The 25,126-nt window shown below is 69.6% G+C and carries 17 protein-coding genes; 10 read left to right on the forward strand and 7 right to left on the reverse strand.

The genetic code is table 11. The features are described 5' to 3' along the window. Positions 1-50: 50 nt before the first annotated feature. Entirely contained in the window at positions 51-905 is an 855-nt protein-coding gene (locus ACRAKH_RS12780) for an alpha/beta fold hydrolase (protein WP_380720404.1), read from the reverse strand. 587 nt (positions 906-1,492) lie between these two features. Here ACRAKH_RS12780 and ACRAKH_RS12785 point away from each other — a divergent pair. Next, the gene (locus ACRAKH_RS12785) at positions 1,493-1,663 is read left to right on the forward strand and encodes a hypothetical protein (protein WP_380720406.1); all 171 of its coding nucleotides are present in this window, start codon (positions 1,493-1,495) and stop codon (positions 1,661-1,663) included. A gap of 264 nt (positions 1,664-1,927) precedes the next feature. Here ACRAKH_RS12785 and ACRAKH_RS12790 read toward each other — a convergent pair whose 3' ends face one another. Further along, positions 1,928-2,452, reverse strand: coding sequence for a hypothetical protein (locus tag ACRAKH_RS12790; protein WP_380720409.1), 525 nt, complete (start codon positions 2,450-2,452; stop codon positions 1,928-1,930). 185 nt (positions 2,453-2,637) lie between these two features. After that, on the reverse strand, positions 2,638-3,195 hold the full coding sequence (locus ACRAKH_RS12795; RefSeq protein ID WP_380720412.1) for a hypothetical protein: 558 nt from the start codon (positions 3,193-3,195) through the stop codon (positions 2,638-2,640). A 582-nt stretch (positions 3,196-3,777) separates the two neighbouring features. Here ACRAKH_RS12795 and ACRAKH_RS12800 point away from each other — a divergent pair. Next, positions 3,778-4,761 (forward strand): zinc-dependent alcohol dehydrogenase, encoded by a 984-nt coding sequence (locus ACRAKH_RS12800; protein WP_380720414.1) that lies wholly within the window; start codon positions 3,778-3,780, stop codon positions 4,759-4,761. A 98-nt stretch (positions 4,762-4,859) separates the two neighbouring features. Further along, positions 4,860-6,101: an acetyl-CoA hydrolase/transferase family protein gene (locus ACRAKH_RS12805; protein WP_380720417.1), complete on the forward strand. Its 1,242-nt coding sequence runs from the start codon at positions 4,860-4,862 to the stop codon at positions 6,099-6,101. Between the two features lie 683 nt (positions 6,102-6,784). Here the strand turns inward: ACRAKH_RS12805 and ACRAKH_RS12810 are convergent. Together ACRAKH_RS12810 and ACRAKH_RS12815 are read right to left on the reverse strand one after the other, a co-directional pair. Beyond that, positions 6,785-8,236, reverse strand: a complete 1,452-nt coding sequence (locus ACRAKH_RS12810) for a glycoside hydrolase family 43 protein (protein WP_380720420.1) — start codon at positions 8,234-8,236, stop codon at positions 6,785-6,787. A 656-nt stretch (positions 8,237-8,892) separates the two neighbouring features. After that, a complete protein-coding gene (locus ACRAKH_RS12815) occupies positions 8,893-9,942 on the reverse strand; it encodes a LacI family DNA-binding transcriptional regulator (RefSeq protein ID WP_380720423.1) in 1,050 nt (349 codons plus the stop codon). A 230-nt stretch (positions 9,943-10,172) separates the two neighbouring features. On the opposite strand from ACRAKH_RS12815, the gene ACRAKH_RS12820 reads away from it, so the two are divergent. From ACRAKH_RS12820 to ACRAKH_RS12845, 6 genes are all read left to right on the forward strand, one after another. After that, positions 10,173-11,471, forward strand: coding sequence for an ABC transporter substrate-binding protein (locus ACRAKH_RS12820; protein ID WP_380720426.1), 1,299 nt, complete (start codon positions 10,173-10,175; stop codon positions 11,469-11,471). A 2-nt stretch (positions 11,472-11,473) separates the two neighbouring features. Next, a complete protein-coding gene (locus tag ACRAKH_RS12825; RefSeq protein WP_380720429.1) occupies positions 11,474-12,397 on the forward strand; it encodes a carbohydrate ABC transporter permease in 924 nt (307 codons plus the stop codon). After that, positions 12,397-13,233 (forward strand): carbohydrate ABC transporter permease, encoded by an 837-nt coding sequence (locus tag ACRAKH_RS12830; protein ID WP_380720432.1) that lies wholly within the window; start codon positions 12,397-12,399, stop codon positions 13,231-13,233. Before ACRAKH_RS12825 ends, ACRAKH_RS12830 begins: the two co-directional genes overlap by 1 nt. A gap of 38 nt (positions 13,234-13,271) precedes the next feature. Further along, the gene (locus tag ACRAKH_RS12835; RefSeq protein ID WP_380720435.1) at positions 13,272-15,170 is read left to right on the forward strand and encodes a glycoside hydrolase family 127 protein; all 1,899 of its coding nucleotides are present in this window, start codon (positions 13,272-13,274) and stop codon (positions 15,168-15,170) included. Positions 15,171-16,194: 1,024 nt separating this feature from the next. Then, on the forward strand, positions 16,195-17,856 hold the full coding sequence (locus ACRAKH_RS12840) for a glycosyl hydrolase (RefSeq protein WP_380720438.1): 1,662 nt from the start codon (positions 16,195-16,197) through the stop codon (positions 17,854-17,856). Positions 17,857-18,012: 156 nt separating this feature from the next. Continuing rightward, the gene (locus ACRAKH_RS12845) at positions 18,013-19,749 is read left to right on the forward strand and encodes a glycoside hydrolase family 6 protein (RefSeq protein WP_447009834.1); all 1,737 of its coding nucleotides are present in this window, start codon (positions 18,013-18,015) and stop codon (positions 19,747-19,749) included. Here ACRAKH_RS12845 and ACRAKH_RS12850 read toward each other — a convergent pair. After that, positions 19,734-20,054, reverse strand: coding sequence for a hypothetical protein (locus ACRAKH_RS12850; RefSeq protein ID WP_380720440.1), 321 nt, complete (start codon positions 20,052-20,054; stop codon positions 19,734-19,736). The genes ACRAKH_RS12845 and ACRAKH_RS12850 overlap by 16 nt on opposite strands. A gap of 389 nt (positions 20,055-20,443) precedes the next feature. Here ACRAKH_RS12850 and ACRAKH_RS12855 point away from each other — a divergent pair, with 389 nt between their 5' ends. After that, positions 20,444-22,219 carry a S8 family serine peptidase gene (locus ACRAKH_RS12855; RefSeq protein WP_380720443.1) on the forward strand — a complete coding sequence of 592 codons (1,776 nt, stop codon included), beginning with the start codon at positions 20,444-20,446 and terminating at the stop codon, positions 22,217-22,219. A 69-nt stretch (positions 22,220-22,288) separates the two neighbouring features. On the opposite strand, the gene ACRAKH_RS12860 is transcribed toward ACRAKH_RS12855, so the two are convergent. Next, positions 22,289-25,114, reverse strand: a complete 2,826-nt coding sequence (locus ACRAKH_RS12860) for an AAA family ATPase (protein WP_380720446.1) — start codon at positions 25,112-25,114, stop codon at positions 22,289-22,291. Positions 25,115-25,126 lie beyond the last annotated feature (12 nt).

A 25,126-nucleotide genomic window follows, 5' to 3' on the forward strand; every position in this document is an offset into this window, starting at 1 on the left:
CTCGCCTGCGACCAGGGAACGCGGGTCAATCGGCGATCCGCTCGCCGTGACTACAGCGCGAGCATCGCCCCGGCGACCTCGTCGGCGGCCGCGGCGGGGATCGCGGTCGAGGCGTCGTCGAGCACGAGCAACCGCGCGCCGGGGATCTCGCGCGCGAGCGCCTCGCCGTTGCCGACCGGGAAGAACGGGTCGCGCCGACCGTGGACCACGAGCGTCGGCAGCGCGAGCTCGGGCAGCCGCTCCCGCCACCGCGGCGTGCAGTCGAGCTTGGCGAACACCATGCCGATCTGGTTGGCCATCTGCACCACGGGCTCCGTGCCCGGCGTGCGGTCGAAGATCCGCTCGGCGGTCGCGCGTGCGGCGGCAGGGTCGTTGCCGAGGATCTCCGCGCCGGCGGCGGCGTACTCCGCCACGGCGTCGCGGTCGGACCAGTCGGGCATCGGGAGCGCGAACCGCCGCTTCATCACCGCCGCGTCGTGGTCGGGCAGGTCGTCGTCGACCGGACCCGGTGCGACGGGCCGCGTCCCCACGAGCGTGAGCGCCGAGAACGCCTCCGGGTGGTCGAGCGCGGCGACCTGGGCGACCATCCCGCCGACGCCGATACCCGCCAGGTGCGCGGGCCGGTCGTCGAGTCCGCGGGCGAGCGCGGCGGCGTCGGCGGCGAGGTCGCGCAACGTGTAGGCCGGCGCCCCGGGGTCGACGGCCGTCGAGGCACCCGAGTCGCGCAAGTCGTAACGCACGACGTGGCGCCCACCCCGGGCAACCGCCTCGCACAACGCGTCAGGCCAGGAAAGCATGGTCGTGCCGCCCACGAGCAGCACGAGGGGCGCCGCCGCCTCACCGAAGTGCTCGACCCCGAGCGTGACTCCTCCGGGGGTGCGGAACGAGTCGACCGTCGAGTGCATCGTCAACCTCCAGAGCAGCTGCGCGAACCGCAGCCACGCTACCGGGTGATCGCCGGCGCCGCCATTTGATGTCCATATTGGACTGTACGGATGGTCGAAGTCTTGTGCACACGCCGGAGGGTCAGCCCCGGAGGCGGCGAGTGCGTCCCAGAAGGAATGAACGCCGGACGCCGACATGAAGCACCCGCCGGCGGGACAGATCTGAGACGCCCGTCGTTGACGGGCGCCCGTGGTCGTTACGTGGTCGGCGTGACGTCGACATGGTCGCTGTCGGGGTGAGCCACCCCTTCAGTCCATCCGTCTTCCATGATTGTGACCGAGCGTGGCTCGGTGTTGCTGCGTTGGCGTGATCGGCGCTGCCGAAATGCGTTTTCGGATGGTGGTGGTTAGTTTCGAACGTGCCGGTGCCGGAGTGTGCGCCGGGTGTGCCGGACGCCGGGGGTGTCCGGTTCCGTGAGGGGGAATCGTCGTGAGACGCAGTGTTCTTGCCGGCGCGGCAGCGGGCGCCTTCTACGGCGGGGCTGTCGGGTTGGGGTTCGGCGCTGGGATCGCCGCGTTCTGGTGATCTGGCCAGGAAAGGAAACAACGTGCGCCGCAACAAGCAGCAAGCCCGCGCAGTCGTCGCTCTGGTACTGCTCGGCTTCGTAGCGAGTCTGGTCACCTTCCTGCTCGGCGTGGACCGAAGCTGGGCTTTCGTCGTTGCCGCGGCCGTGGGTGCTGTTGCCGTCGCCGTCATGGTCGTGACGTTCCGACGATGACGTCATGACGGGAAGAGGGCTGGTCACCGCTCGACATACGCGGTGACCAGCCCTCTTCGCGCCAAGGTGCATTCGGACGCCCCCTGTGGCTGCTCGTGACGCCTAGATCCTACGACCCACCACCAGCGCGGAGCGCGTCTGGTCCCGGTCGTGTTGGCGCCGACGACGCCAGCACCAAGCCCGCCTCAGCCGCTACAGACGACGCGGCTACCCACTCGCACAAGTGCCGTTGCAGCAATCAGGTGTCGCCCGCCGTTCGCTGGTTCACAGGATGGCGGTGAAGGTGACGGTGCCGCTGACGCTGGTCAGGCCCTGCGGGGTGAGGCAGGCGGTGAGGTCGGTGGCGGGCAGGACCTTGGTCTGCACGACGGTCGCGCCCTGGAACAGCCCGTCGACCACGGTGCCGGTCAGGACGAGCACGGTGGTGCCGCCGGGCTTGAGGTTGACCTCGAAGCCACCTCGGACGGTGCTGCTGTGCCCGGTGTTCCAGTGGTAGGTCGAGGTGTGGGTGGTGGAACCGGCCAGGCAGCTGAACGTGCCACTGACCAGGGCGGTGAAGGTAGCGCCGGTGATCTCGGGGTGGCTGGGGGACACGCAGCCGCCCAACGTGCCGGTGGCCTTGAAGTCGATCTGGCGGGGCAGCAGCGTCATGCCGGGGGAGTAGGTGCCGACCTGCGTACCGAGGCCGCAGTTGACCTCCACCACGGACGCCGAAGCGGGCACGTGGGACCACCCCGCGGCGGCGAGCAGCCCGCCGACCAGGGCAACGATCAATGAGCGCAGACGCATGACGATTCCTGTTCTCCGGGAAGGTGATGGGCGAATCCGGTTTCGTTGTCCGCCCACCCGCTCTCAAGCGGGCGGCAGTGGTCATTGCGGCTGATGACTTGGATCTTGGTCCTCAGGGGAGCCTTGAGCCGCCGGATCTGAGCTCGTGGCGCATCCGACTGTCGGTCAGCCGTGAGGTGGTCGGGTCAGGCGAGTTGGGTGATGGTGATGTTGGCGGGGCCGCTGGTGCCGGTGACGCCTTCGGGGGTGAGGCACTGTGCCGGTGTGGTGTTGAGCAGCGCCGCGGTCATCAGAACGGCGGCTCCGGTGAACCTGCCCGCGGTCACGGTGCCCTGGTAGACCACGACGACCTCGTTGGCGGGGCGCAGCACGACCAGTCCCACCGCGGCGACGGTGGTGGTCTCGCCGGTGTTCCAGGTGATGGTCACCGTGATGGAGACACCGCCACCCAGACAGGACACCAGACCGTTCGCCGTGATCGCGTACCCTCCGGCGGTGATCGTGGGTGACCCGTTGGAGACGCAGGAGTCGTAGTTCGCGCTGGAGTTGATGGAGACGACCCTGGGCTGTGCGGTGACCCCGGGCTGGTAGGTGTTGGCGCCGTTGCCCACGCACGACAGCGACTCGACGTCCGCTGCCTGGGTCGCGGGCGCGGCGGCCACGACCCCGACCGCCACCGACATCGCGACGACGACGCCGGCGAAGGCCCGTCGCGCCACCGACAACAGTTCCGCGATTCCCATCGTCCTCAACGGAGCACCCCCACATTCGCGACTCGACCGGATTCACACTGTAATAGCCCGGTCGTGTGCCAAACGGGCGAAATGCGGTGACACTTTCCGTATGTGCCCACGAGTGCGGAACCGCAGATTTCGTTGCTGCGGATCCCCGTTGTCGGGCGTCACAACGATGGGGGGGCGAATGCGAGCAGAAATCATGTCCCTGTGCGGTGCTCCTTGATTACCACGCGCCAGGTCCGCTACACCGTGCGGACCCCCGCCGCTGGACGTGGGCGACCACCCGCTCTGCGTAACGGCTTACGGCACCGACCATGCCGGCGCGGGCAAGGTCACCGACTGCGCCAACGTGATCATCCACGAACCCTCGCCCAGCGCCACCTCGACCACCACGGCGACCCCGCCCACCAGCACCACGCCGACCAGCCCGGACGGCCCGCCACCGGCGGCCGCTCCACCCTCATCCCGCTGGGGCTCAACGCCGACTGCACCGCAGGGAACAGGGCGCCGCCGCCAAGTCAACTCGGTCATGATCGCTCGCCACGACGGAGACGACCTCATCGCGTGTGCGGATCAAGACCGCGCGCTGTGCGCTCGCAAGGTCTCGCTCCGGCCGCCGGTCAGGTGCTGGTGCGGCTGGAGGCGTCGGGCATCTGCCACACCGACATCCACGCCGCCAACGGCGACTGGCCGGTCAAGCCGAGCCCGCCGTTCGTGCCCGGTCACGAGGGCGTGGGCATCGTCGAGGCCGTCGGTGACGGGGTGGCCGCCACGCTGGTCGGAACGCGCGTGGCGATCCCGTGGTTGGGGCACGCCTGCGGTGAGTGCTCCTACTGCGTGTCGGGCTGGGAGACGCTGTGCGAGCAGCAGCGCAACACCGGCTACTCCGTGGACGGCTGCTACGCCGAGCACACCCTCGCCGACGCCCGCTACGTCGTGCCCGTCCCGGACGCCGTGTCCAGCCTGGACGCCGTGTCCAGCCTGGACGCCGCGCCGCTGACGTGCGCCGGCGTGACCACCTACAAGGCGGTGAAGGTCGCCGGGGTGCGGCCGGCCGAGCGGGTCGCGGTGTTCGGCATCGGCGGTTCGGGCCACTTGGCGCTGCAGTACGCCCGCATCGCCGGCGGTTTCACCGTGGCCGTGGACGTCGAGGACGACAAGCTCGCCCTGGCCCGCGACCTGGGCGCCGACCACACCGTCAACGCCCGCACCGCCGACCCGGTCACCGCGATCGGCGAGCTGGGCGGCGCGGACGTCGCCATCGCGACCGCCGCCTCGCCGCAGAGCTTCCAGCAGGCGTTCGCCTCGCTGCGCCGCGGCGGCCGACTGGTCTGCGTCGGCCTGCCCGCCGACGGTGTGCTGTCGATCCCGGTGTTCGACCTGGTCCTCAAGGGCATCAGCGTCGTCGGGTCCATCGTCGGCACCCGGCAGGACCTCACGGAGGTGTTCGCCCTGCACGCCGCCGATCGCACCAGGGTGATCGCCGAGACCCGCAAGCTCGACGACGTCAACGACTCCTTCGCCGAGGTGCTGTCCGGCGCGGTCCCCGCCAGGCTCGTCATCGAGTTCTGACGGTCAATCCCGACAACGGTCATCGCCTCGGAGTGCCGGACCGGGGGGTCTCGGAACCGCCGTGTCGCGCGACCGCTCCAGTCAGGTGACCATTGTTCATGCGTGTCTTGTCCGATGCCCAGTTGGCCGCCGTGCTGCCCGCAGTCGCACCCTGCCCGCGGGTGGTGGTCAGCGGGAACCACGCCACCCCTCATCACGTGCTGGACGTGCTGGACGAGGCGGTGGCCGAGTACCGCCTGTTCGCGCTGAACGCCCAGTCCGGCATGCCCGACCGCGACGGCGTGGTGCTGGAAACGCCGTTCGTCGGGCCGGGCATGCGCGGCAAGCGAACGCTGCGGTACTTCCCCTCCCGGTTGTCGCTGGTCCCGCACCTGCTCCAGCAGGCGTTGCCGCCCGACATCGTGCTGGTCCACACCTCCACCCCGGTCGACGGGTGCGTGTCGCTGGGCACGGAGGTCAACATCCTCCCCGCGGCGATCGAGGCGGTCCGCGCCCGCGGCGGACTGGTGATCGCCCAGCTGAACCCCCGGATGCCCTACACCCACGGCGACGGGGTGCTGTCCTGCGACGAGGTGGACTACGCGATCGAGGTCGACGAGCCGCTGACCTCACCCGCGCCGCGCGCGACCAGCGAGGTGTCGCAGGCGATCGCCGAGCGGGTGGCGGCGCTCGTCCCGGAGGGGGCGACCCTCCAGATGGGCATCGGCGCCGTTCCGGACGCGGTGCTGGCGGCGCTGATCGGGCGGCGGGGCCTGGCGGTGTGGTCGGAGATGTTCAGCGACGGCGTGCTCGGCCTGGAGCGGGCGGGCGCGCTCGACCCGGACACCCCGGTGACCGCCTCGTTCGTGTTCGGCAGCGCCGAGCTGTACAGCTGGGTTGACCGCAACCCGCGGGTCCGGCTGCTGCGCACCGAGAAGACCAACGACCCCGGTCTGATCGCCCGCCGGCCTCGCCTGGTCTCGATCAACAGCGCGCTGCAGGTGGACCTGTATGCCCAAGCCAACGCGAGCCGGGTGCACGGGGTCATCTACTCCGGGTTCGGCGGGCAGACCGACTTCGTGGTCGGAGCCCTGCACTCACCGGGCGGACGGGCGATCGTCGCCCTGCCGTCCTGGCACCCCAAGGCCGACGTGTCCACCGTCGTGCCCCGCCTGGCAGGCCCCGTCACCTCGTTCCAGCACAGCTACCTCGTCAGCGAACAGGGCGCGGCCACCATCTGGGGCCACGACGCCGGTGAGCAGGCCCAGCAGATCATCGACCACGTCGCCCACCCCAGTGCCCGCGCCGAACTCACCGAGGCCGGCCGCGGTCTCGGCTTCCCGCTGCGGCCACCGGCCTGAAGCGGACACCGAGCTTTCGAGCTGTTGAGTGGCTGCGCCGCAAGGCGGGGCGTCGTGAGGTTCCGTGCACGTTTGTCGGCAAGCATCTTCGGTTCTCGGCCGAGGACCTGCGCGCGATCGTCACCGGAGTCGCGTCCCGCTCGTGGTCGGAGGCACCGGTCAAGCGGTGCCGCAGGGTCAATCCCGCGCCGGACGCAGCACCGGAAGTCTGACCGAGCGGTGGTGCGTGGTCGGTCGGGCCGCTTGGGGCGGGGTCTGGCAGCGTGGCGGCCGGGAGTCGGTGCGGCAGTGCCGCGAGGGACGCGCGGTCGCCGGGGGAGAACCGCGGACGGTCGTCACCGAGTTGCCGTTCCAGGACGGTGATCTGGTGCCGCAGCGCGCGGATCTCCTTGTCCCGGTCGCTCATGGGCGACAGGCACAGTAGCGCAAGGTGTCGGTGACGCCCGGATAGGCGAGTCGGAGCAGCACAAGCCGGTCATCATGCCGTGTCACCCGACGAACCCGTGGAACCCGTGGAACCCGAGCATCTGCGGGCCATTCCAGGCCTGTGTCCTGACCGCCCTTCCTACCTGCGTGGGTGGAGTTACCGACAGGCACAGGGCCGGGGTCGCGAGCGACCCCGGCCCTGTGCCGGGATGTGGCCGGTACGTCCGGCCTGTTGCGGAGTGGGGTTGCGGGGGGGTTCAGCTCGTCAGTCGGAACGTGGCGTCGGCACGGGCGATCGCGTCGGTGATCGGGTCGAGCCGCAGTTGGAAGTTGTAGTGGCGGATGTAGCGGTCGGGGAAGTTGTAGGACCGGAACGACTTCCAATCCGACGAAGCGAGTCCGGCCACCTGCTCGAAGGTGGCGTCCGCCTTGAACAGGTCGGTGCCGTCGTTGTAGGCCAGGACGAAGTCGAAGTCGCTGTGCCGCAGGTAGTAGCCGGGGAAGTTGACCGACTGGAACGACACGGTTCCGGTGCCCGCGAGGCCGGGCACCACGCGGAACTGCGCGTCCTGCACCGGGCTCACGGTGGGGTCGACGCGCACGTCGAAGTTGTAGTGGCGCACGTGCCGGTCCTGGAAGTTGTAGGACTGGATGCGGTTGGTCGGTGTCGTGGTGCCCCACTTGGCCAGTACCCGGCTCTCCTCGGCCGCGGTGAGGTTGAGGACCGAGCCGTGCCGCTTGCGGGTGCCACCCAGCGAGTAGTCGGTGATGGTGGTGAAGTTGCGCGTGCTGCCCAGGTTGGTCGAGGTGATCGGCATGTAGCCGCTACCGGTGGCGTACTGGTCCAGCCACAGGGCCCACTCGTCGCGGTCGTTGAACTGCACCCACATCGGACCCTCGACCACGTTGCCGCCGCCGGTGCCGTTGGAGATGCCCATGTGCGAGAGGTTGCCGATGGTGGTCCACGAGCCGAGGATCGAGTTGCTGCCCTCGACGGTGATGTGGCCGTCCGCCGACGCGCGGTAGTAGCGGTAACCGCCGACGCTGGACGGCGACTCGATGATCTGCGTGTCGATGATGCCCCGGCCCGCGTCCCGGTCGATGTAGAGCACCGGTGACGTGATCGTGCGGAAGTCGGTGGTGCGCACGTAGTAGATGCGGTGCTTCTTGACGCCGTTCAGGGTGGCGTTGGTGGCCCAGTAGAGGACGTAGTCGTTCGTCGCAGGGTTGTAGATGGCCTCCGGCGCCCACGCGTCGCCCGCGTCGGGGATGTCGCCCGCCACGTTGAGCAGGCGTGGCTCGGACCAGTTCACCAGGTCGGTGGACTCCCACACGACCAGCGACTTGCTGCCCTTGGTCGCCGCGTCATCGAACGTGATGCCGTTGGCGATGCGCAGATCGGTGGCGATGATCCAGTACCGGTCGCCGCCGGGGGACCGGACCAGCGCGGGGTCGCGCACACCGCGCGTGCCCACGGTGGACAGCAGCACGGGCGCCCCGTCGTTCAGGTCGTTCCAGTGCAAGCCGTCACGGCTGTGCGCGAAGTAGATCTGCTCACCGTTCGAGTGCTCGCCGGTGAAGTGCGCCATCAGGTAGCCGGTGAACGGCTCCAGCGCCTCGCTGCGCTGGTCGGCGGTCGCCGACCAGGAGCCCGACAACAGGGCTATGGCGGCGAGCAGTGCGCCGATCCTGATTAGTACTCTGGGCACGGGTGAACTCCTTTGATCACGCGGTGGGACGATCGGGGTGATGGCGTCGGCGACGATCTGATCGGGCATTGCCTCCTGGCCCGCTGAACGATGCCGAAACCTCTGACGTGCATCAGATGTGCGCGGCGTCGGTACCGGAGTGACCGGTCCGCGCATGGATGTGAACGTTAACAACGCAATATTGCCCACTCAAGGGTGTGTCCGCGGTTACGTATACGCAATTTTTGGGGGCCCCGCCCAAGCGCGGCACGTTGGGGCGTGATCGCCGCACCCAGGATGAGCCCTGTGCCTTCCGTACCTGCGCCGATGCGGGGCCTGGCAGCGTGCGTCCGCCCTGTCGGCAGCGGCGGGCAGCTCGGTCTTGGACCTGCGGAATCGGCGGTGAAGTGCGCCGGGGCGTTGGTGAACGCGACGCGCACCCTGTCCGACGCCACAGTGCCGAACAGCTATCCCGGTATCCGCCAACAGCTCCGCGAATCGAATCGAATCGACGTTCAGGTGGCGGGTTCAACTGGTCGTCGCAACGCCTTGATCGCGGAGGTGTCGGATAGGGCGGCCGGCGGGGTGGATGACGACTGTGACGGGGCGCCCGGCGATGGAATCCGCAGGGCGGTCTCCGATCCGCACGGAAGACCGCCGCCGCGATGGAGTACGGATCAGTCGAGGTCGACCGGCACCGCGGTGGAGTCGCGGACGACGAGTCGGCAGGGGTTGAGGTGGCGGCCGGGTGCCGGTTCGCCGTTGATGGCGGTCAGCAGCAGGTTGGCGGCGGTTCGGCCGAGGTGTTCCAGTTCCATGTCGACGCTGGTGAGCGCGGGTTGGCAGGCCAGGGTCATGACCTCCCAGTTGTCGAAGCCGACCAGGGCGACGTCGTCGGGGACCCGGCGGCCGGCCGCGCGCAGGGCGTCGGCCACGCCGCGGGCGATCTGGTCGCTGCCGCAGAAGACCGCGTCGAAGCGGTCGGGCGCGCCCATGAGGATGCCGGCGGCCTGCCTGCCCCACGCCTCGCTCCACTCGCCGAACATCGGTGCGCCGACCAGACCGAGTCCTTCCTCGGCGAGTCGAGCGGTCGTGGCGTCGGCGCGGACCCGTGCCGAGTGGTGGCGCTCCGGGCCGGTGATGTGGGCGATGCGGGTTCGTCCGAGGGCGAGGAGGTGGTCCACGGCTTTGCGCGCGCCGCCGGTTTCGTCGGGGACGACGGAGCAGTCGTGGGGGTCGGTGGAGCTGATGAAGGCGTAGACGACGGGGACGGGCAGGTCGGTGCCGATGGGGGCGCGGGCCTCGGTGCGGCGGCCGGTGACGATGATGCCGTCGACGCGGCGGCTGAGCAGGGTGCGCAGGTAGTACTGCTCGCGGATGGGGTCGTCGCGGGCGTCGCAGAGGAACACCGACATGCGGCCCGCGCCCAGGGCGTCCTCGACGCCGGTCATGAGCGGGATGCTGAACCGGCCGATGGTGTCGGTGGTGATCATGCCGACGGTGTAGGTGCGCCCGGAGTTCAACGTGAGCGCGGCGCTGTTGGGTTGGAAGCCCAGCTCGTCCGCGGCGAGGCGGACGCGCCTGCGGGTCTCCTCGCGCAACGAGCCCCGGCCGTTGAGCGCCTTGGAAGCCGTGCCGACGGAGACGCCGGCCAAGCGTGCGACGTCGCTGATCGTGGCCGGTCGCGACAGCGCCCGCTCGGTTTCCTCGATTTTCCTCGGCGACATGGCGGCAGGTTACCGCGTGATCGCGGCTGCGGGTACACCCAAGTTGTAAACGCAGCTCACAGCCTTGAAGCTCGGGCTTGACAGGTGATGAGCGTCTCTCTAGGTTCGTCGGCAACCGGTTTCTTACCTTTCCGTCCGCCGTGGTGACCCGGCTCCGCGGCGGACGGGTTCACCGCCGCCCCGGCTCCACGATCGCGAGCCGGTTCCGAACGCTTCCGAGGGAACGCCCCATGAGTTCAACCCCCGCACCGCGGCTGCGCCGCCTGGTGTTGGCCGCCGCGTCGCTGCTGGTCCTCGCCGCGTGCCAGAGCGCGCCGACAGGCTCATCGCCCGACGACACCTCGTCGGTGGACGACGGCACGACCGTGACGATGTGGACGCGGTCGCCGACGGCCACGTTCAGCCAGACCCTGGTGGACGCCTACAACGCGAGCCACAAGAACAAGGTCGAGCTGACGGTGTTCCCGGCCGACTCCTACCAGCAGAAGGTCGGCACGGCCGCCGGCGCCAAGCAACTGCCCGACATCCTGGCCTCCGACGTGGTCTACGCGCCCAACTACGCGAGCAAGGGCGTCTTCCTCGACATCACCGCCCGGGTGAACGAACTGCCGTTCAAGGACAAGCTGGCGCCCGCGCACATGGACGCGGCGACGCACGAGGGCAAGTCCTACGGCGTGCCGCACAACATCGACCTGTCGGCCGTGTTCTACAACAAGGTGCTGTTCGAGCGGGCCGGCCTCGACCCGAACAACCCGCCGACGTCGCTGGAAGGGCTGTACGAGGCGGCGAAGAAGATCGACGCGCTCGGCGACGTGGACGGCTACTTCTTCGGCGGCGGCTGCCCCGGCTGCATGCTGTTCACCACCTGGCCGATGATCTGGGCCTCCGGTGACACGGTGCTCGACGAGAAGGGCACCGCCTCCACGATCGACAACGGCTCCGCGACCAAGGTCTACGACCTGCTGCGCCGCATGTACACCGAGGGCATCGTGCCCGCCGCGGCGAAGAACGAGTCCGGTCCCACGTGGACGCAGCTGTTCGCCGAGGGCAGGATCGGCATCCAGCCGATGGGCGCCACCTCGTTGCAGGGGCTGAAGGAAGGCCCGAACCTCCAGGTGGGCGTCGCGCCGATCCCCGGGCTCACCGGCGGCCGGTCCTCGTTCGTCGGCGGTGACGTGCTGGGCATCAGCGCCAACTCCACCAAGGCCGCGGCGGCGTGGGACTTCATCTCCTGGACGCTGTCCGACCAGGCGCAGGTCGAGGTGCTGGCGAAGAACAAGAACATCACCGTGCGGGAAGACCTCGCCGACAACGACTACGCCAAGCGCGACACCCGGTTGCGCACCTTCAACCTGCTCGCCACCGAGGGCCAGACGCCGATCTCGGTGAACTTCGGCAAGACCTACAACGACACCAACGGCCCGTGGACGGCGGCGGTCACCGACGCGCTGTTCGGGTCGGCGCCCGTGGCCGACGTGCTGAAGCAGCACAACGGGACCATCACCGGGTCGCTGGCGAGCGGAAGCTGACGATGGCCACGCTGTCCGACATCCGTCCCGGGGCGCAGGTCCGGCCTGCGCCCCGGCGCTCCCGGGCGTCGTTGAGCCGCACCAGGCGTCGGCTCGGGGCGCTGTACGCGAGCCCGATGGTGGTGCTGGTGGCGGTGCTGTTCGTCGTGCCGCTGGTGCTGATGGTGTGGATGTCGTTCAACCGCTGGCCACTGCTGGGGGCGTCGTACCCCAACGGGGTGGAGAACTACAGCGCGCTGAGCGACCCCCTGTTCCTGCGGGCCATCGGTTTCACGCTGAAGTACACGGCGGTCACCACGGTGGTGGTGGGCCTGGTGGCGTTCGGGCTGGCGCTGCTGGTGCAGGAGAGCCGGCCCGGTGTCGGGCTCTACCGCACGGCGATCTTCCTGCCCAGTGCGGTCGGCCTGGCCTCGGCGAGCCTGTTGTTCTACGGCCTGTTCAACACCGAGGCGTCACCGCTGAACGACGTGGTGCGGTGGCTGGGACTGGGCCCGGTGGACTGGCTGGGCACCACGGACAACGCCCTGTACTCGACGGTGGGCATGATCACCTGGCGGTTCGCCGGTTTCTACATGCTGATCCTGATGACCGGCCTGCAGAGCATCGACCCGGTGCTCTACGAGGCGGCCCGCGCGGACGGCGCGACCCGGTGGCAGACGATGTGGCGGGTCACGCTGCCGCTGCTGCGGCCGACGCTGGCGCTGATGATGGTGCTGTCGGTGACCGGCTCGCTGCTGGCGTTCGACCAGTTCTTCATCCTCACCGGCGGCCGGCACGAGACCGCCACCGTGGTCATCAGCGTGTACCGCGAGGCGTTCCTGTCCCAGGACCTGGGTGCGGCGGCCGCCGTGTCCGTCGCCATCCTGGCCGTCCTGCTCGTCGTCAACGGCGCGCAGCTGGCCCTGTTGCGCAGAGGAGGTCGGTGATGGCGGAGCGGACGAACGCGATGACCCACGTGCGCACCACCGGGTTCCACGTCACCGGAGCCGCCCTGGCCGTGCTCTTCCTGCTGCCGATGCTGTGGACGCTCTACGCGTCGGTCGACAGCAGGCGGGCCACCGACGACGGCGAGGGCTGGGGGCTCGGCAACTACGAACGGCTCGCCGACTACGGCAGCGGACTGGGCACCTACCTGTTCAACACCGTCGTCGTCTCGGTGGTGGCCGTCGCGGTCACCGTCGTGACCACCACGCTGGGCGGGTACGCGCTGGCACGGCTGCGCTTCCCCGGCCACAACCTGCTCTTCGTCGTCACCCTGGCGATCTTGATGGTGCCCTACACCACCATCCTCGTGCCGCTCTACATCCTGCTCGGCTGGATCGGCCTGCAGAACTCGCTGATCGGCCTCGGCCTGGTGCTGGCGGTGTTCCAGCTCCCGTTCGGGCTGTTCATGATGCGCAGCTCCTTCGAGGCGCTGCCACGCGAGCTGGAAGAGGCGGCGCTGATCGACGGCTGCACCATCGGCGGCGCGCTGTGGCGGGTCCTGCTGCGCGGCGTCCTGCCGGGCATCGTCACCGTGGGCCTGTTCTCGTTCCTGGCTGCCTGGAACGAGTTCGTCGCACCGCTGATCTTCCTCACCGACGGCTCGAAGTTCACCCTGCCCGTCGCGCTGTTCAACCTCCAGTCCGGCAGCCTGGGTTCCGTCGACTTCGAGGCCCTCCAAGCGGGCGTGGTCACCTCCGCCATCCCCTGCGTCGTCGTCTTCCTCCTGCTGCAACGGCACTACGTACGCGGTTTCACCTCCGGCGCCCTCAAGGGCTGACCCCAAGGGCTGACCCCAAGGGCTGACAAGGAATCCCCATGACCGACCTGCACCACGGCCCCGTGCGACCCACCGCGGCGGCCAAGTCCGCGCTGCGACCGGTAGCGCTGGACCACGTCACCTTCGAGCCGGACAGCCTGTTCGCGCAGTGGCAGCACCGCAACGCCACCCGCACGCTGCCGCACTGCGTCGACCAGCTGGAAGCCGCCGGCGCCCTGGACAACCTCCGCTTGATCACCGGCGAGAAGTCCGGCGAGTTCCGCAACATGTGGTTCGCCGACTCCGACCTCCACAAGACCTTGGAAGCCGCCGCCTGGCACCTGGCCGGCCACCCCGACGACGCCGGAGCGGCCGCGTTCCTCGACTCGACCGCGGCCCTGCTCGCCAAGGCCCAGGGCGAGGACGGCTACCTCAACTCCTACTACACGGTGGTCGAACCCGGCAGGCGGTGGCAGGACCTGCACCGCAGCCACGAGCTGTACGTGGCGGGCCACCTGTTCCAGGCCGCCGTGGCCGCCGCGCGCGCGGGCGTGGCGTCGGAACTGCTCGCGGTCGCCCGTCGCTTCGCGGACTTGCTCGTCGAGCGGTTCGGCGCGGCCGACGGCCCCGACGGCCTGGACGGGCACCCCGAGGTCGAAACGGCCCTGGTGGAGCTGTACCGGGTCACCGGGCACCGCCCCTACCTCGACCTCGCCCGCCGCATGATCGACCTCCGCGGTCGCGGGCTGCTCAACGACGAGCGGTTCGGCCCCGCCTACCTCCAGGACCACGTGCCGGTCCGCGAGGCGGACGAGGTCGCCGGGCACGCCGTGCGCCAGCTGTACCTGCTCGCCGGCGTCGTTGACGTCGCGGTGGAGACCCACGACGACGAACTGCTGGCCGCGGTACGGCGGCTGTGGGACGACGCGTTCGGCAGCAAGACCTACATCACCGGCGCCCACGGCTCCCGCCACCGCGACGAGGCGTTCGGCGACCCCTACGAGCTGCCGGCCGACCGCGCCTACGCCGAGACCTGCGCCGCCATCGCCTCCGTGCAGTGGAACTGGCGGATGCTGCTGGCCACCGGCGAAGCGCGCTACGCCGACGAGCTGGAACGCGCGCTGTACAACGCGGTCGCGGGCTCCACCTCGCTCGACGGCACGCGCTTCTTCTACTCCAACCCGCTGCACCTGCGCACCGGCCACGACGGCTCGGACGAGGACGCGCCGTCTCAGCGCCTGCCCTGGTACACGTGCGCCTGCTGCCCGCCCAACCTCGCCCGACTCGTCGCGTCGCTGCACGGTTACACCACCACGACCGACCACGACGGCGTGCAGGTCCACCTGTACTCCGCCGGCACGATCCGCACCGAGGTCGACGGCACCGCCGTGGAGATCACCACCCGCACCGACTACCCCTGGCACGGACGCGTCGAGCTGACCGTCACCGCCTCCGCACCGCTCACGCTGTCCCTGCGCGTACCCGGCTGGTGCACCTCGGCCCGCGTCAGCGTCGACGGGACGCCGGTCGACGCCGAGCCCGAGGACGGCTACCTGAGGCTGCGGCGCGACTGGTCGACCGGCGCGATCGTCGCGCTCGACCTGGACATGCCCGTGCGCGTGGTGCGACCGCACCCCCGCGTCGACGCCGTCCGCGGCTGCGTCGCCCTGACCCGCGGCCCTCTCGTCTACTGCGTCGAACAGAACGACCTGCCCGCCGGCGTCGTGCTCGAGGATGTCCGGATCGACCCCGGCAGTGCCGCGGTCACCGGTGTGCCAGGCATTCCGCAGGCGCTGACCGTCCGCGGCACGGTCGAACCACCTGCGACCGACGAGCTCTACACCGCCGACGCCCCGGCGACCGACTCCACGCCGGTCACCTTCGCCGCCATCCCCTACTTCCTGTGGGGCAACCGGACGCCTGGACCGATGCGGGTCTGGGTGCCCACCACCGGATGACGCAACACGTCCTCTCCCATCCCCCCGAACAACTAGGTGCACGGTGCCCGTCAACGTGCCCACGGGCCGCAGCTACCCCATGACCGTTGGCTACGCGAACGGCACTGGGGCGGCGGCCACCAGGGCTTGGCCTACAACGTGATCCGCCTGGCGAAGAGCTCGCCCTGCTTCGACAGTGGCGCCGGATACGCCGAACTGGACTACATCCAGCCCAACTGAACACAGGCCCGGTCCCCGCCCCACCGCACGATGGTGGGGCGGGGACCGAGCCGTTCAAGTGCTGGCCGGCCCGCCCCGTCGTTCGACGCCGCGTTCAGCGCGGGGTACGTCGTCGGCTGGTGCGCCCGCGGGCACGCCAACCCGCCCTGTGCTTGCCGAGAATGACGTCTGTGCAGGTTGGCGGCGTGGTGTACTCGCCGAGGATGCCGCCCAGTCGCGGTCGTCGGCGGATGTCGAGGTGGGTGACGGCTGGTTGATCGGTGGCCGGCTGTGGCAGTGCTTGTAGCGGTCGGGCGTTGGTGGGAAGTGCCCGTGCTCGCGCAGCGCGTGGAGCAGGTGGTGCTGGTTCCAGATGCCCGAATCGGCGGGGACGGTGTCGAACAGGGTGGCAGATGTGCCCGCTCGTGCGAGCGTCGACGGCCTGACGGTCAGCTCAAGGGCAAAGCGCACATTGCGTATACCTAATCGCTCCAGCGTCAGTCAGGCGCTACTCCAGTAATAGTCGTAGAATCGGTGTGCGGCTATTTTGCGGGTTTCACCTTAAAAGCTTCGTTGCTAAGCTTCCGTTCGGGTTCCGCTGTGAACTCGCGATCGGTAGTGACCGCCCTGTGCCGCGCCTCCCGCAGTTAAGGGGTTACTTCGCCGATGGGAATACTGGGAGCGCTCCCAGGCCAACGGAATCCGGGCCTGGGGGCGTTGCCAGCTCGCGATCAGCCCTGACCAATGATGTGAAGGGATTACTGACGTGCGCCCTGTATTCGTGGCCGCGCTGCTCTTGGCGGCCTTGGCACCACCACCGCCGGCCGTGGCAGCGGACACGTGGCTCGAGGCCGAGACGGGTGTCCTGAACGGGACCGTGGTCGAGTCGAGGCTGGATGGTTACTCGGGCACGGGTTACGTGGCCGGGTTCGACCAGTCGACGGACAACGTCACCATCACCATCCCGGACAGCCCAGGCGGCCTGCACGACCTGACGATCCGTTACGCCACGCCGTATGGCGCGAAGACGGCGTCGTTGTCGCTGAACGGCAGCGGTCTGGGTGACGTGTCGTTCCCGGCGGTCTCGACGTTCGCCACGATCCCGGCGGGCAAAGCGCTGTTGCGGCCGGGTGACAACACGATCACCATCACCAACAACTGGGGTTGGTACCTGATCGACGCGATCAAGGTGACGCCCAGCGCGCCGCGGCCGCCGCACCAGGTGACCGGCGCGTTGACCGACCCGGCCGCGACCGCCGAGGCCAAGGGACTGATGCGGTACCTGACGGACAACTACGGCAGGAACATCCTGTCCGGTCAGCAGGACCAGGGCAGCATCGACTGGGTCGAGCAGAACATCGGCAAGGCGCCCGCGGTGGGTGGCTACGACCTGATGGACTACTCGCCGAGCCGGGTCGAGCGCGGCACGACCGGCCGGGACGTCGACCACGCCCTGGCCTATGACGCCCGTGGCGGGATCGTCACCCTGGCCTGGCACTGGAACGCGCCGTCGGGTCTGATCGACCAGCCGGGCAAGGAGTGGTGGCGCGGCTTCTACACCGACGCGACGACGTTCGACGTGGCCGCGGCACTGGCCGACACGTCCTCGACCGACTACCAGTTGCTGATCCGGGACATGGACGCGATCGCGGTGCAGCTCGAGCGGCTGGCGGATGCCAAGGTGCCGGTGCTGTGGCGGCCGTTGCACGAGGCCGAGGGCGGCTGGTTCTGGTGGGGCGCCAAGGGAGCGGGTCCCGCCAAGCAGTTGTGGCGGATCATGTACGACCGGCTGGTGAACCACCACGGGTTGCACAACCTGATCTGGGTGTGGAACTCGATCTCGCCGGACTGGTACCCCGGTGACGACGTGGTCGACGTGGTGAGCGCGGACGTCTACCTGCCGCAGGGCGACCACAGCGCGCTGGTGGGCCAGTACGACCGGCTGGTGCAGCTGGGCGGAGACAGGAAGCTGGTCGCGCTCGGCGAGGTCGGCTCCATCCCCGACCCCGACCTGGTGCGCGCCTACGAGGCCCGCTGGTCCTGGTTCGTCACCTGGTCCGGCAACTTCATCCAGGACGGCGTGACCAACCCGCGCGACTTCGTCCAGCGCGTCTACCACCACGCCAACGTCATCACGCTGGACGAGCTGCCCGATTTCAAGGGTGACCCGGGCAACCAGCCGGAACCCGCGGGCGGTTGCGCCGCCACCATCCGCGTGAGCAACCAGTGGCCCGGCGGGTACCAGGCCGAGGTCACCGTCAAGAACCAGAAGACCACGGCGATCACCGGCTGGCGGGTCACCTGGGCGCTTGCCGCGGGCCAGGGCATCCAGAACGCCTGGAACACCGAGCTGTCCACCTCCGGCTCGACCGTGACGGCGAAGAACGCGTCGTGGAACGGCGCGATCAACCCCGGTGAGAGCGTCTCGTTCGGCTTCATCGGCAGCGGCATACCGTCGGCGACCACGCCGACCTGCACCACCGCCTGAGCCGTTCCGGCAGCGGCGGAAACGACTCAAGAACTTGGACACCGATGTCCATGCCCACCGCTGGGAGCGCTCCCAGGACGGTGGGTCACTCGCAAGGAGAAACGCATGATTCTGCGCACGTTAGTCCGTTCCCGGAAATGGGCCGCGGGATTGGCGGTGACCTCGGTGGCGGCGTTGTCCGTCGCCGGGGTGGTGGCTTCGACGGGCACCGCCAGTGCCGCCGCGGGTTGCCGGGTGTCGTACCAGATCAAGGACCAGTGGCAAGGAGGCTTCGGCGCCGACGTCACGGTCACCAACCTCGGTGACGCCATCTCCGGCGGTTGGACGTTGGAGTGGGACTTCACCGCCGGTCAGACGATCAGGGAGGGTTGGAACGGCACGTTCTCCCAGTCCGGCAGCCATGTGACCGTGCGCAACCCCTCGTGGAGCGCGAACCTGGGCACCGGCGCGTCGGTGACGCCCGGCTTCAACGGCACGTGGACCGGGTCCAACCCGGTGCCCACGCAGTTCAAGCTGAACGGCACGGTGTGCACGGGGTCGGTCGACACCACGACCACGACCACGCTTACTACGACCACCACGACGACCAACCCAGGTGGTTCGAAGGTCGACAACCCCTATGTGGGCGCGGGGGTGTACGTGAACCCGCAGTGGTCGCGTCTGGCGGCCGCCGAGCCGGGTGGTTCGCGGATCGCGAACCAGCCGACGGGCGTGTGGATGGACCGGATCAGCGCGATCACCGGCAACGGCTCGCCGACCACCGGCAGCATGGGCCTGGCCGACCACCTCGACGAGGCCGAGAAGCAGCGCGCCGCGCGTTCGGACGGTCAGCTGGTCTTCCAGCTGGTGGTCTACAACCTGCCCGGCCGCGACTGCGCCGCGCTGGCCTCGAACGGTGAGCTGAAGGCGGACGAGATCGGTCGCTACAAGACCGAGTACATCGACAAGATCGCCGAGATCGTGGCCCGTCCGGCGTACTCCAAGCTGCGCGTCGTCACGGTCATCGAGATCGACTCGCTGCCGAACCTGGTCACCAACGTCTCGCCGCGCGTCACGGCGACGCCGAACTGCGACACGATGAAGGCCAACGGCAACTACATCGAGGGCGTCTCGTACGCGCTGGGCAAGCTGGGCGCGATCTCCAACGTCTACAACTACATCGACGCCGCGCACCACGGCTGGATCGGGTGGGGCGACACCGACCCGCAGTACGACAACTTCTTCGCCTCGGCGAAGCTGTTCGCCACGCTGCTGGGCAAGAACAACGCCACCAAGGACAAGGTTCACGGCTTCATCACCAACACGGCGAACTACTCGCCGCTGGAGGAGCCGTACTGGACGGTGGACGACGTGGTCGGCGGCCGTCCGGTGAAGGAGGCGTCGAAGTGGGTCGACTGGAACGACTTCAACGGTGAGCTGGGCTTCGCCACGGCGTTCCGCGCCGAGCTCGTCAAGCAGGGCTTCGACAGCAACATCGGCATGCTGATCGACACCTCGCGCAACGGCTGGGGCGGCCCGAACCGGCCCACCGCCAAGTCGACCTCCAGCGACCCGACGACCTACGTCAACGAGTCGCGCATCGACCGCCGCTTCCAGAAGGGCAACTGGTGCAACCAGTCCGGCGCGGGTCTCGGTGAGCGGCCGAAGGCGGCGCCGAAGCCGAACATCGACGCCTACGTCTGGATCAAGCCGCCGGGCGAGTCGGACGGCTCCAGCACCGAGATCCCGAACGACGAGGGCAAGGGCTTCGACCGCATGTGCGACCCGACCTACACCGGCAACCCGCGCAACGGCAACAACATGTCGGGCGCGCTGCCCGACGCCCCGCTGTCGGGCCATTGGTTCTCGGCCCAGTTCCAGGAGCTGATGCGCAACGCCTACCCGGCGCTGTGACCATCAGCTGACCGGCACCACAACCGAATGATTCCCGCACCCCGTGGGCAGCGTCCACCCGACGCCGCCCACGGGGTGTCGGTGCGTGCACGCGCCCGTATCGGAGATGAGCGCTCCGCCGCCGGGTGGTGGGCGTTGGCGTAGCGGATGACGACCACGTACCGGCCGGTCCGTTCCGCCTGCTCGTCGAGGGTCAGCTCGACCAGGGTGAGGTCGATCTTGTCGATGATCGCGTCACCGCGGGTCGAGCCGAGTTCGGGGTCGGACGCGCCCGCTTTCGGGACCTCCACGTCGAACGAGAGCACGATGTCGGAGCCGGTGCGCCTGCCTCACCGCCGTGAACCAGCTGTGGACAAATGGAACACCGGCGACGGGATCTGTTTTGTCGGCCGTTCGGATATCCGGTGCCCGACTTGATCGGCCAACTGGGTTATCGAAACAATAATTGCGTATACGCACGAACTCTTTTACTGATTGTTCGCTCGGCGTGCGCCCGTGATTCTCGGTTTGTCGGCGACGTCCCCGACGTGGGGGTGTCGCCGGCCGGCGACCGGCTGACGGCGTGGCGCTGCACTGGACCGCGTGTGATGCCTGAAGCATCGTCGGGCTCCCGCACGAAGCCGTCGAGGGCACACCCTGCCGCGACGGAGCCGATTGATGTCGTTCCCTGCTACGACTAGGAGTTCGATCAAGCATGTCCACATCACAAGGGCGAGGGACGCTCAGGGCCGGCCTGTGCGCCGGGCTCGCGTCCGTCGCGTTGACGTTGAGCGTTGTCAGCGTCGCGCAGGCGGCCGAGGGCCGGATCCTGGGCGCGGGTGTCCAGGACGCCGTCGAAGGCAGCTACATCGTGGCCTTGGCCGGCGCGCCGTCGGCGACGGCGAGCGTTCAGGCGGCGGTCTCGGCGCAGGCGACGGACCTGGCCGGGCGGTACGGTGGCGAGGTCGCGCACGTGTATTCGGCTGCGTTACGTGGCTTTTCGGTGCGGATGGGTGAGCGGCAGGCGAAGCGGCTCGCCGCGGATCCGGCGGTGCGCTACGTGGAGCGGAACGGTGTGGTGCGCACGTCGGAGACGTGGGGCTTGGACCGCGTCGACCAGCGTGATCTGCCGTTGGACGACAGCTACGCGGCGCCGAACGACGCTTCCGGCGTCACCGCTTACGTCGTCGACACGGGTATCGCCTTCGACCACCCCGACCTGGAGGGTCGGGCCGTCAGCGGCTACGACTTCATCGACGACGACAGCGACGCGGGTGACTGCCACGGTCACGGCACCCACGTGGCCGGCACGATCGGCAGCAAGACCTACGGCATCGCGAAGAACGTGGACATGGTCGCGGTCCGGGTGCTGAACTGCGCCGGCAGTGGCTCGTTCGCCCAGGTGATCGCGGGCATCGACTGGGTGACCGAGAACGCCCCGGAGGCCGCGGTGGGCAACATGAGCCTCGGCGGCGCTCAGAGCGACGCGGTCGACGAAGCCGTGGCCAACTCGGTCGCCGCGGGCGTCGCGTGGGCCGTCGCGGCGGGCAACGCCGGCAAGGACGCCTGTGAGGTCAGCCCGGCGGCCGCGCCGGGCGTGCTGACCGTCGCCGCGTCGGACAGCGAGGACCGCCGCAGCGTGTGGGGCTCGGCCACGTCGTCGTCCAACTGGGGCGAGTGCGTCGAGCTGTTCGCGCCGGGCAGCTCAATCACCTCCACCACCCAGGACGGCAAGACCGCCGCGTGGAACGGCACGTCGATGGCCACGCCGCACGTGGCCGGCGCCTTGGCGTTGGTGCTGGCCGCCGACCCGGACCTCTCGGTGGCCGACGCCAACGCGCTTGTGCTCGACACGGCGACGGTCAACAAGATCTCCGACCCGATGGACTCGCCGAACCGGCTGCTCTACGTCGACGACCTCGGCGCCCGTGACCCCGGTGCGCCAAAGGCCTCCTTCGTCGCGAACTGCTCGTCGACGACGCCGGACTGCACGTTCGACGCGTCGGGCTCGTCGGACCCGGACGGCACGATCTCCTCCTACGGCTGGGACTTCGGTGACGGCACGACCGGCAGCGGCGTCAAGCCGTCCCACAAGTACGGCAGGAACGGCACCTACACCGTGAAGCTGACGGTGACCGACAACAGCGGCAAGACCGCCACCACGTCGAGGCGGGCTGTCGCGGGTCCGCAGCCGCCGAGGGCGGCGTTCAGCGTGTCCTGCCAGAGGGACGTGTGCTCCTTCGACGGCAGCGCATCGAGCGACCCCAACGACGACATCGTCTCCCACACCTGGGACTTCGGTGACGGCAAGACCGCCACCGGCGTCAAGGCGAGCCACACGTACTCGACCACGGCGCAGGCGGTCACCTTCACCGCCAAACTCACCGTGACGGACAGCTTCGACCAGAAGAGCACCGTCAGCAAGCAGATCCGGTGCCATGGCGCCCCGTCCTCGAACTTCCCGACCTGGTGCATCCCGGTGATGTTCTAGAGGTAGGTCCCGGTGTCGAGCGGCGCTTCCGGTAGTCACCCGGCAGCGCCGCTCGCTCGCGCTACGACGTCAGCGGAGGCGGTCGAGGTGCAGTTCGGCGCGCGAGTTGATGCCGAGCTTGCGGAACAGCCGAGCCACGTGCTGCTCGACCGTCCGAGGGGACAGGACCAGCTTCTCGGCGATCTCACGGTTGGTCTGCCCGTCGGCGACCATGCGGGCGATCTGGAGCTCTCGGGGGGAGAGGTCTCTGCCGTAGCCCCGTCGTCCCCGTCGAGCCGGTTTCGCGCTGCCGAGAGTGTGCAGGGCGTGGCGGCAGCGTGCGGCGTCCTTCGCCGCGCCGAGCGCCTCGAAGGTCCCCGCCACCTCGGTCAGCAGCTCTACGGCCTTCTCCGGGTCGGACGGCAACACGACGGTCGCCTCGTGGTGCCGGGCGATGGCGGCGAAGTACGGCGCCGGCACCGCCTCGTAGCGCGCGGCGGCCTCCCTGAAGTGCCCGACGGCGTCCACGGGTTCACCGCGGGCCTCGGCCAGCATGCCCCTGCTCTCCGCGAGCGCTGCGAGCACGGCGGGCGCGTCACGGTCGGCGATGCCTTCGGAGACCTCATCGACCAGCCGCTCCGCCGCCGCGGTCCGTCCAGTGGCCGAGTAGGCGGTGACCGCGACCGGGGTCAGCAAGCCGATCCAGGGCCAGATGTCCGTCTTGCGCACGGCGGTCAGCCCGCGGTCGACCGCTGCCGCCGCCTCGGCTGCCTTCTCGCGTTCCAGCAGGATCGAGGCCAGTCCTGCGATCCCGCTGATCGCCACGGGAACGATCGCATCGTCCGGGTCGTGGGCCCCGGTCCGACCGAAGTGCTCGTCCGCCGCCGTCCAGTCCCCACGGGCCGCGGCGAGCCAGCCGAGCACCAGCTCCAGCTCGCTCGTCATGCTGGTCACGTCGCGGTACTCCTCGAGCAACCCGGTCGCCCGTTCCGCCAGGCCTTCCCACCGACCGGTGATCCAGTCGAGCCGCGCCTCGGTGGTCCGGCCGGTGCTGACCAAGAAGGCCGCGTTGCTCTCGTGCGCCAACCGCAGTCCGTCGCGCAGGAAGCGGGCACCCACGTCGAGGTTTCCGAGCCAGACGCAGGCATCGGCGACGTTGCACTTCAGCCGTGCCAGGTGCGGCCGGTCGCCGGGGTCGTCCACGTGCTCCGGCACCTCGTCCAGCCAGGCCAGGCGTCCGTGGTACAGAGCGGACGGGACTTCGCTGGCCAGCAGGTAGATCCGCAGCTGGCCCGTCGAGGTCTCCCGGTGTGCCCTGGCGAAATCCCGCCACCGGCGGAACACGTCCGGAAGGACGGTGCCGTTGGACGGGATGGCGAGCGCCGCGGCGGCGCGGGCGGCGAGGTCGGGCCTGCTCTCCAACTCGTCGATCGCGCGTTCGAGTTCGGCCCTGCCCTCCTGGATGTGGCCGATCCGGCGGAGCAGCAGGAAAGCCCGGTGCATGCGCACCTCACCGCGCGCCGACGCACTCAGGCGGGGGTCGGTCAGCAGGCGTTCCAGCGTCGCGGTCGCGTCGTGCTGGTCCAAGCCGGTGTTGGCGACGCGTCCGAGCTTGATCGCCAGTCGGTCGACCACGTCGGCGGGCAGCACCGGCGCGGCCAGCAACCGTTGCAGCAGCGTGGTCGCGGTCGCTGCGTCACGGGAATCGGTGGCCCGGTCGGCCGCGGCCTCCCCGTAGGCCAACCAGTCCGCTGTCCGGCCCGCCCGCTCGCTGTGCTCCGCCAACTGCACCAACGGCTTGGGTTCGACGCGCTGCAACGCGTCGACGGCACGGCCGTGCAACGCGGCGCGCTCCGGAGCGCTGATCGTGTCGTAGACGGCCTGACGGGCCAGCATGTGCCGGAACCCGTACCTCAACCCCTCCACCTCGTGCAGGACGTGCCCGTCCACGGCGTGCGTGAGTGCCGCCCGTACCTGGTCCTCCGGGACATCACCGACCTCGCCGAGCAAGTCGGCGGGTGAGGGGGTGCCGAGCACCGCGGCCGCCTCGATCAGGCGGACCGCGGCGGCGGGCAGGGTGGCCAGGCGGTCGGCCATCGCGTCGCGCAGCAACACCGGGACCTTGACCGCGTCGAGCAGCCGCTGGGCACGTGCGCTGCCCGCGTGCACCGCGCCTTCAGGGTCGCGCAGGGCGCGCAGGGTCTCCTCGACGACGAACGGGATGCCGGCGGTCCGCTCGTGCAGCAGGGCCGCGAACTCCGCCGACACCCTCTTCGCGCCGAGGATGGCCTCGGTCAGCCCGCGCACGCCGTCGACGTCGAGCGGTTCGATCTCCAGCACCGCCAGCAATCCGCCCGCAGCGGATCGGAACTCCGCGCCCAACGGACTGCCACCGTGCAGATCTTCGCGCCGGTAGGTGAGGACCATGCTGAGGGTGGCCGGCGGCTCACCGGCCAGGAAGCGCAGCAGTTGACGCGTGCCGTCGTCGGACCAGTGCAGGTCTTCGATGACGAGCAGCACCGGGCCGAGCGCGGCCAGGAGTTCCCGCACCGCGCGGAACAGCCGGTGCCGCTCGGCCCGGGGGTCACCGATCGGCGGCAACGGGGCGGGCAGCTCGGCGGCGATCTCGGGCAGCAGCGGAGCCAACGCGCCGATCACCGGGTTCAGATCCCGCTGCGGAGCCAGTCTCGGCCCAATGCCCCGCAGTGCCTCCAACAGCGCACCGTAGGAGAACGGCTCGCCGACCTGCCGGCAGTAGCCGGCCAACGGCAACACCGCACCCAGGTCCCCGGCCAGCAGTTCGGACACCAACCTGCTCTTGCCCACTCCCGCCTCGCCCTCCAGCAGGACGACCGAGGGACGGCGCACGACGACCTCACGCAACGCGGCCAACTGCTCGCCCCGCCCGATGAGCACGGGCGAGCTGGT

It is taken from the genome of Saccharothrix hoggarensis (assembly GCF_052936025.1).

Coding starts and splice junctions, on each gene's coding strand:
- ACRAKH_RS12780 (WP_380720404.1), bottom strand. CDS start 905: ATGCACTCGACGGTCGACTCGTTCCGCACCCCCGGAGGAGTCACGCTC.
- ACRAKH_RS12790 (WP_380720409.1), bottom strand. CDS start 2,452: ATGCGTCTGCGCTCATTGATCGTTGCCCTGGTCGGCGGGCTGCTCGCC.
- ACRAKH_RS12795 (WP_380720412.1), bottom strand. CDS start 3,195: ATGGGAATCGCGGAACTGTTGTCGGTGGCGCGACGGGCCTTCGCCGGC.
- ACRAKH_RS12805 (WP_380720417.1), top strand. CDS start 4,860: ATGCGTGTCTTGTCCGATGCCCAGTTGGCCGCCGTGCTGCCCGCAGTC.
- ACRAKH_RS12815 (WP_380720423.1), bottom strand. CDS start 9,942: ATGTCGCCGAGGAAAATCGAGGAAACCGAGCGGGCGCTGTCGCGACCG.
- ACRAKH_RS12820 (WP_380720426.1), top strand. CDS start 10,173: ATGAGTTCAACCCCCGCACCGCGGCTGCGCCGCCTGGTGTTGGCCGCC.
- ACRAKH_RS12825 (WP_380720429.1), top strand. CDS start 11,474: ATGGCCACGCTGTCCGACATCCGTCCCGGGGCGCAGGTCCGGCCTGCG.
- ACRAKH_RS12830 (WP_380720432.1), top strand. CDS start 12,397: ATGGCGGAGCGGACGAACGCGATGACCCACGTGCGCACCACCGGGTTC.
- ACRAKH_RS12835 (WP_380720435.1), top strand. CDS start 13,272: ATGACCGACCTGCACCACGGCCCCGTGCGACCCACCGCGGCGGCCAAG.
- ACRAKH_RS12855 (WP_380720443.1), top strand. CDS start 20,444: ATGTCCACATCACAAGGGCGAGGGACGCTCAGGGCCGGCCTGTGCGCC.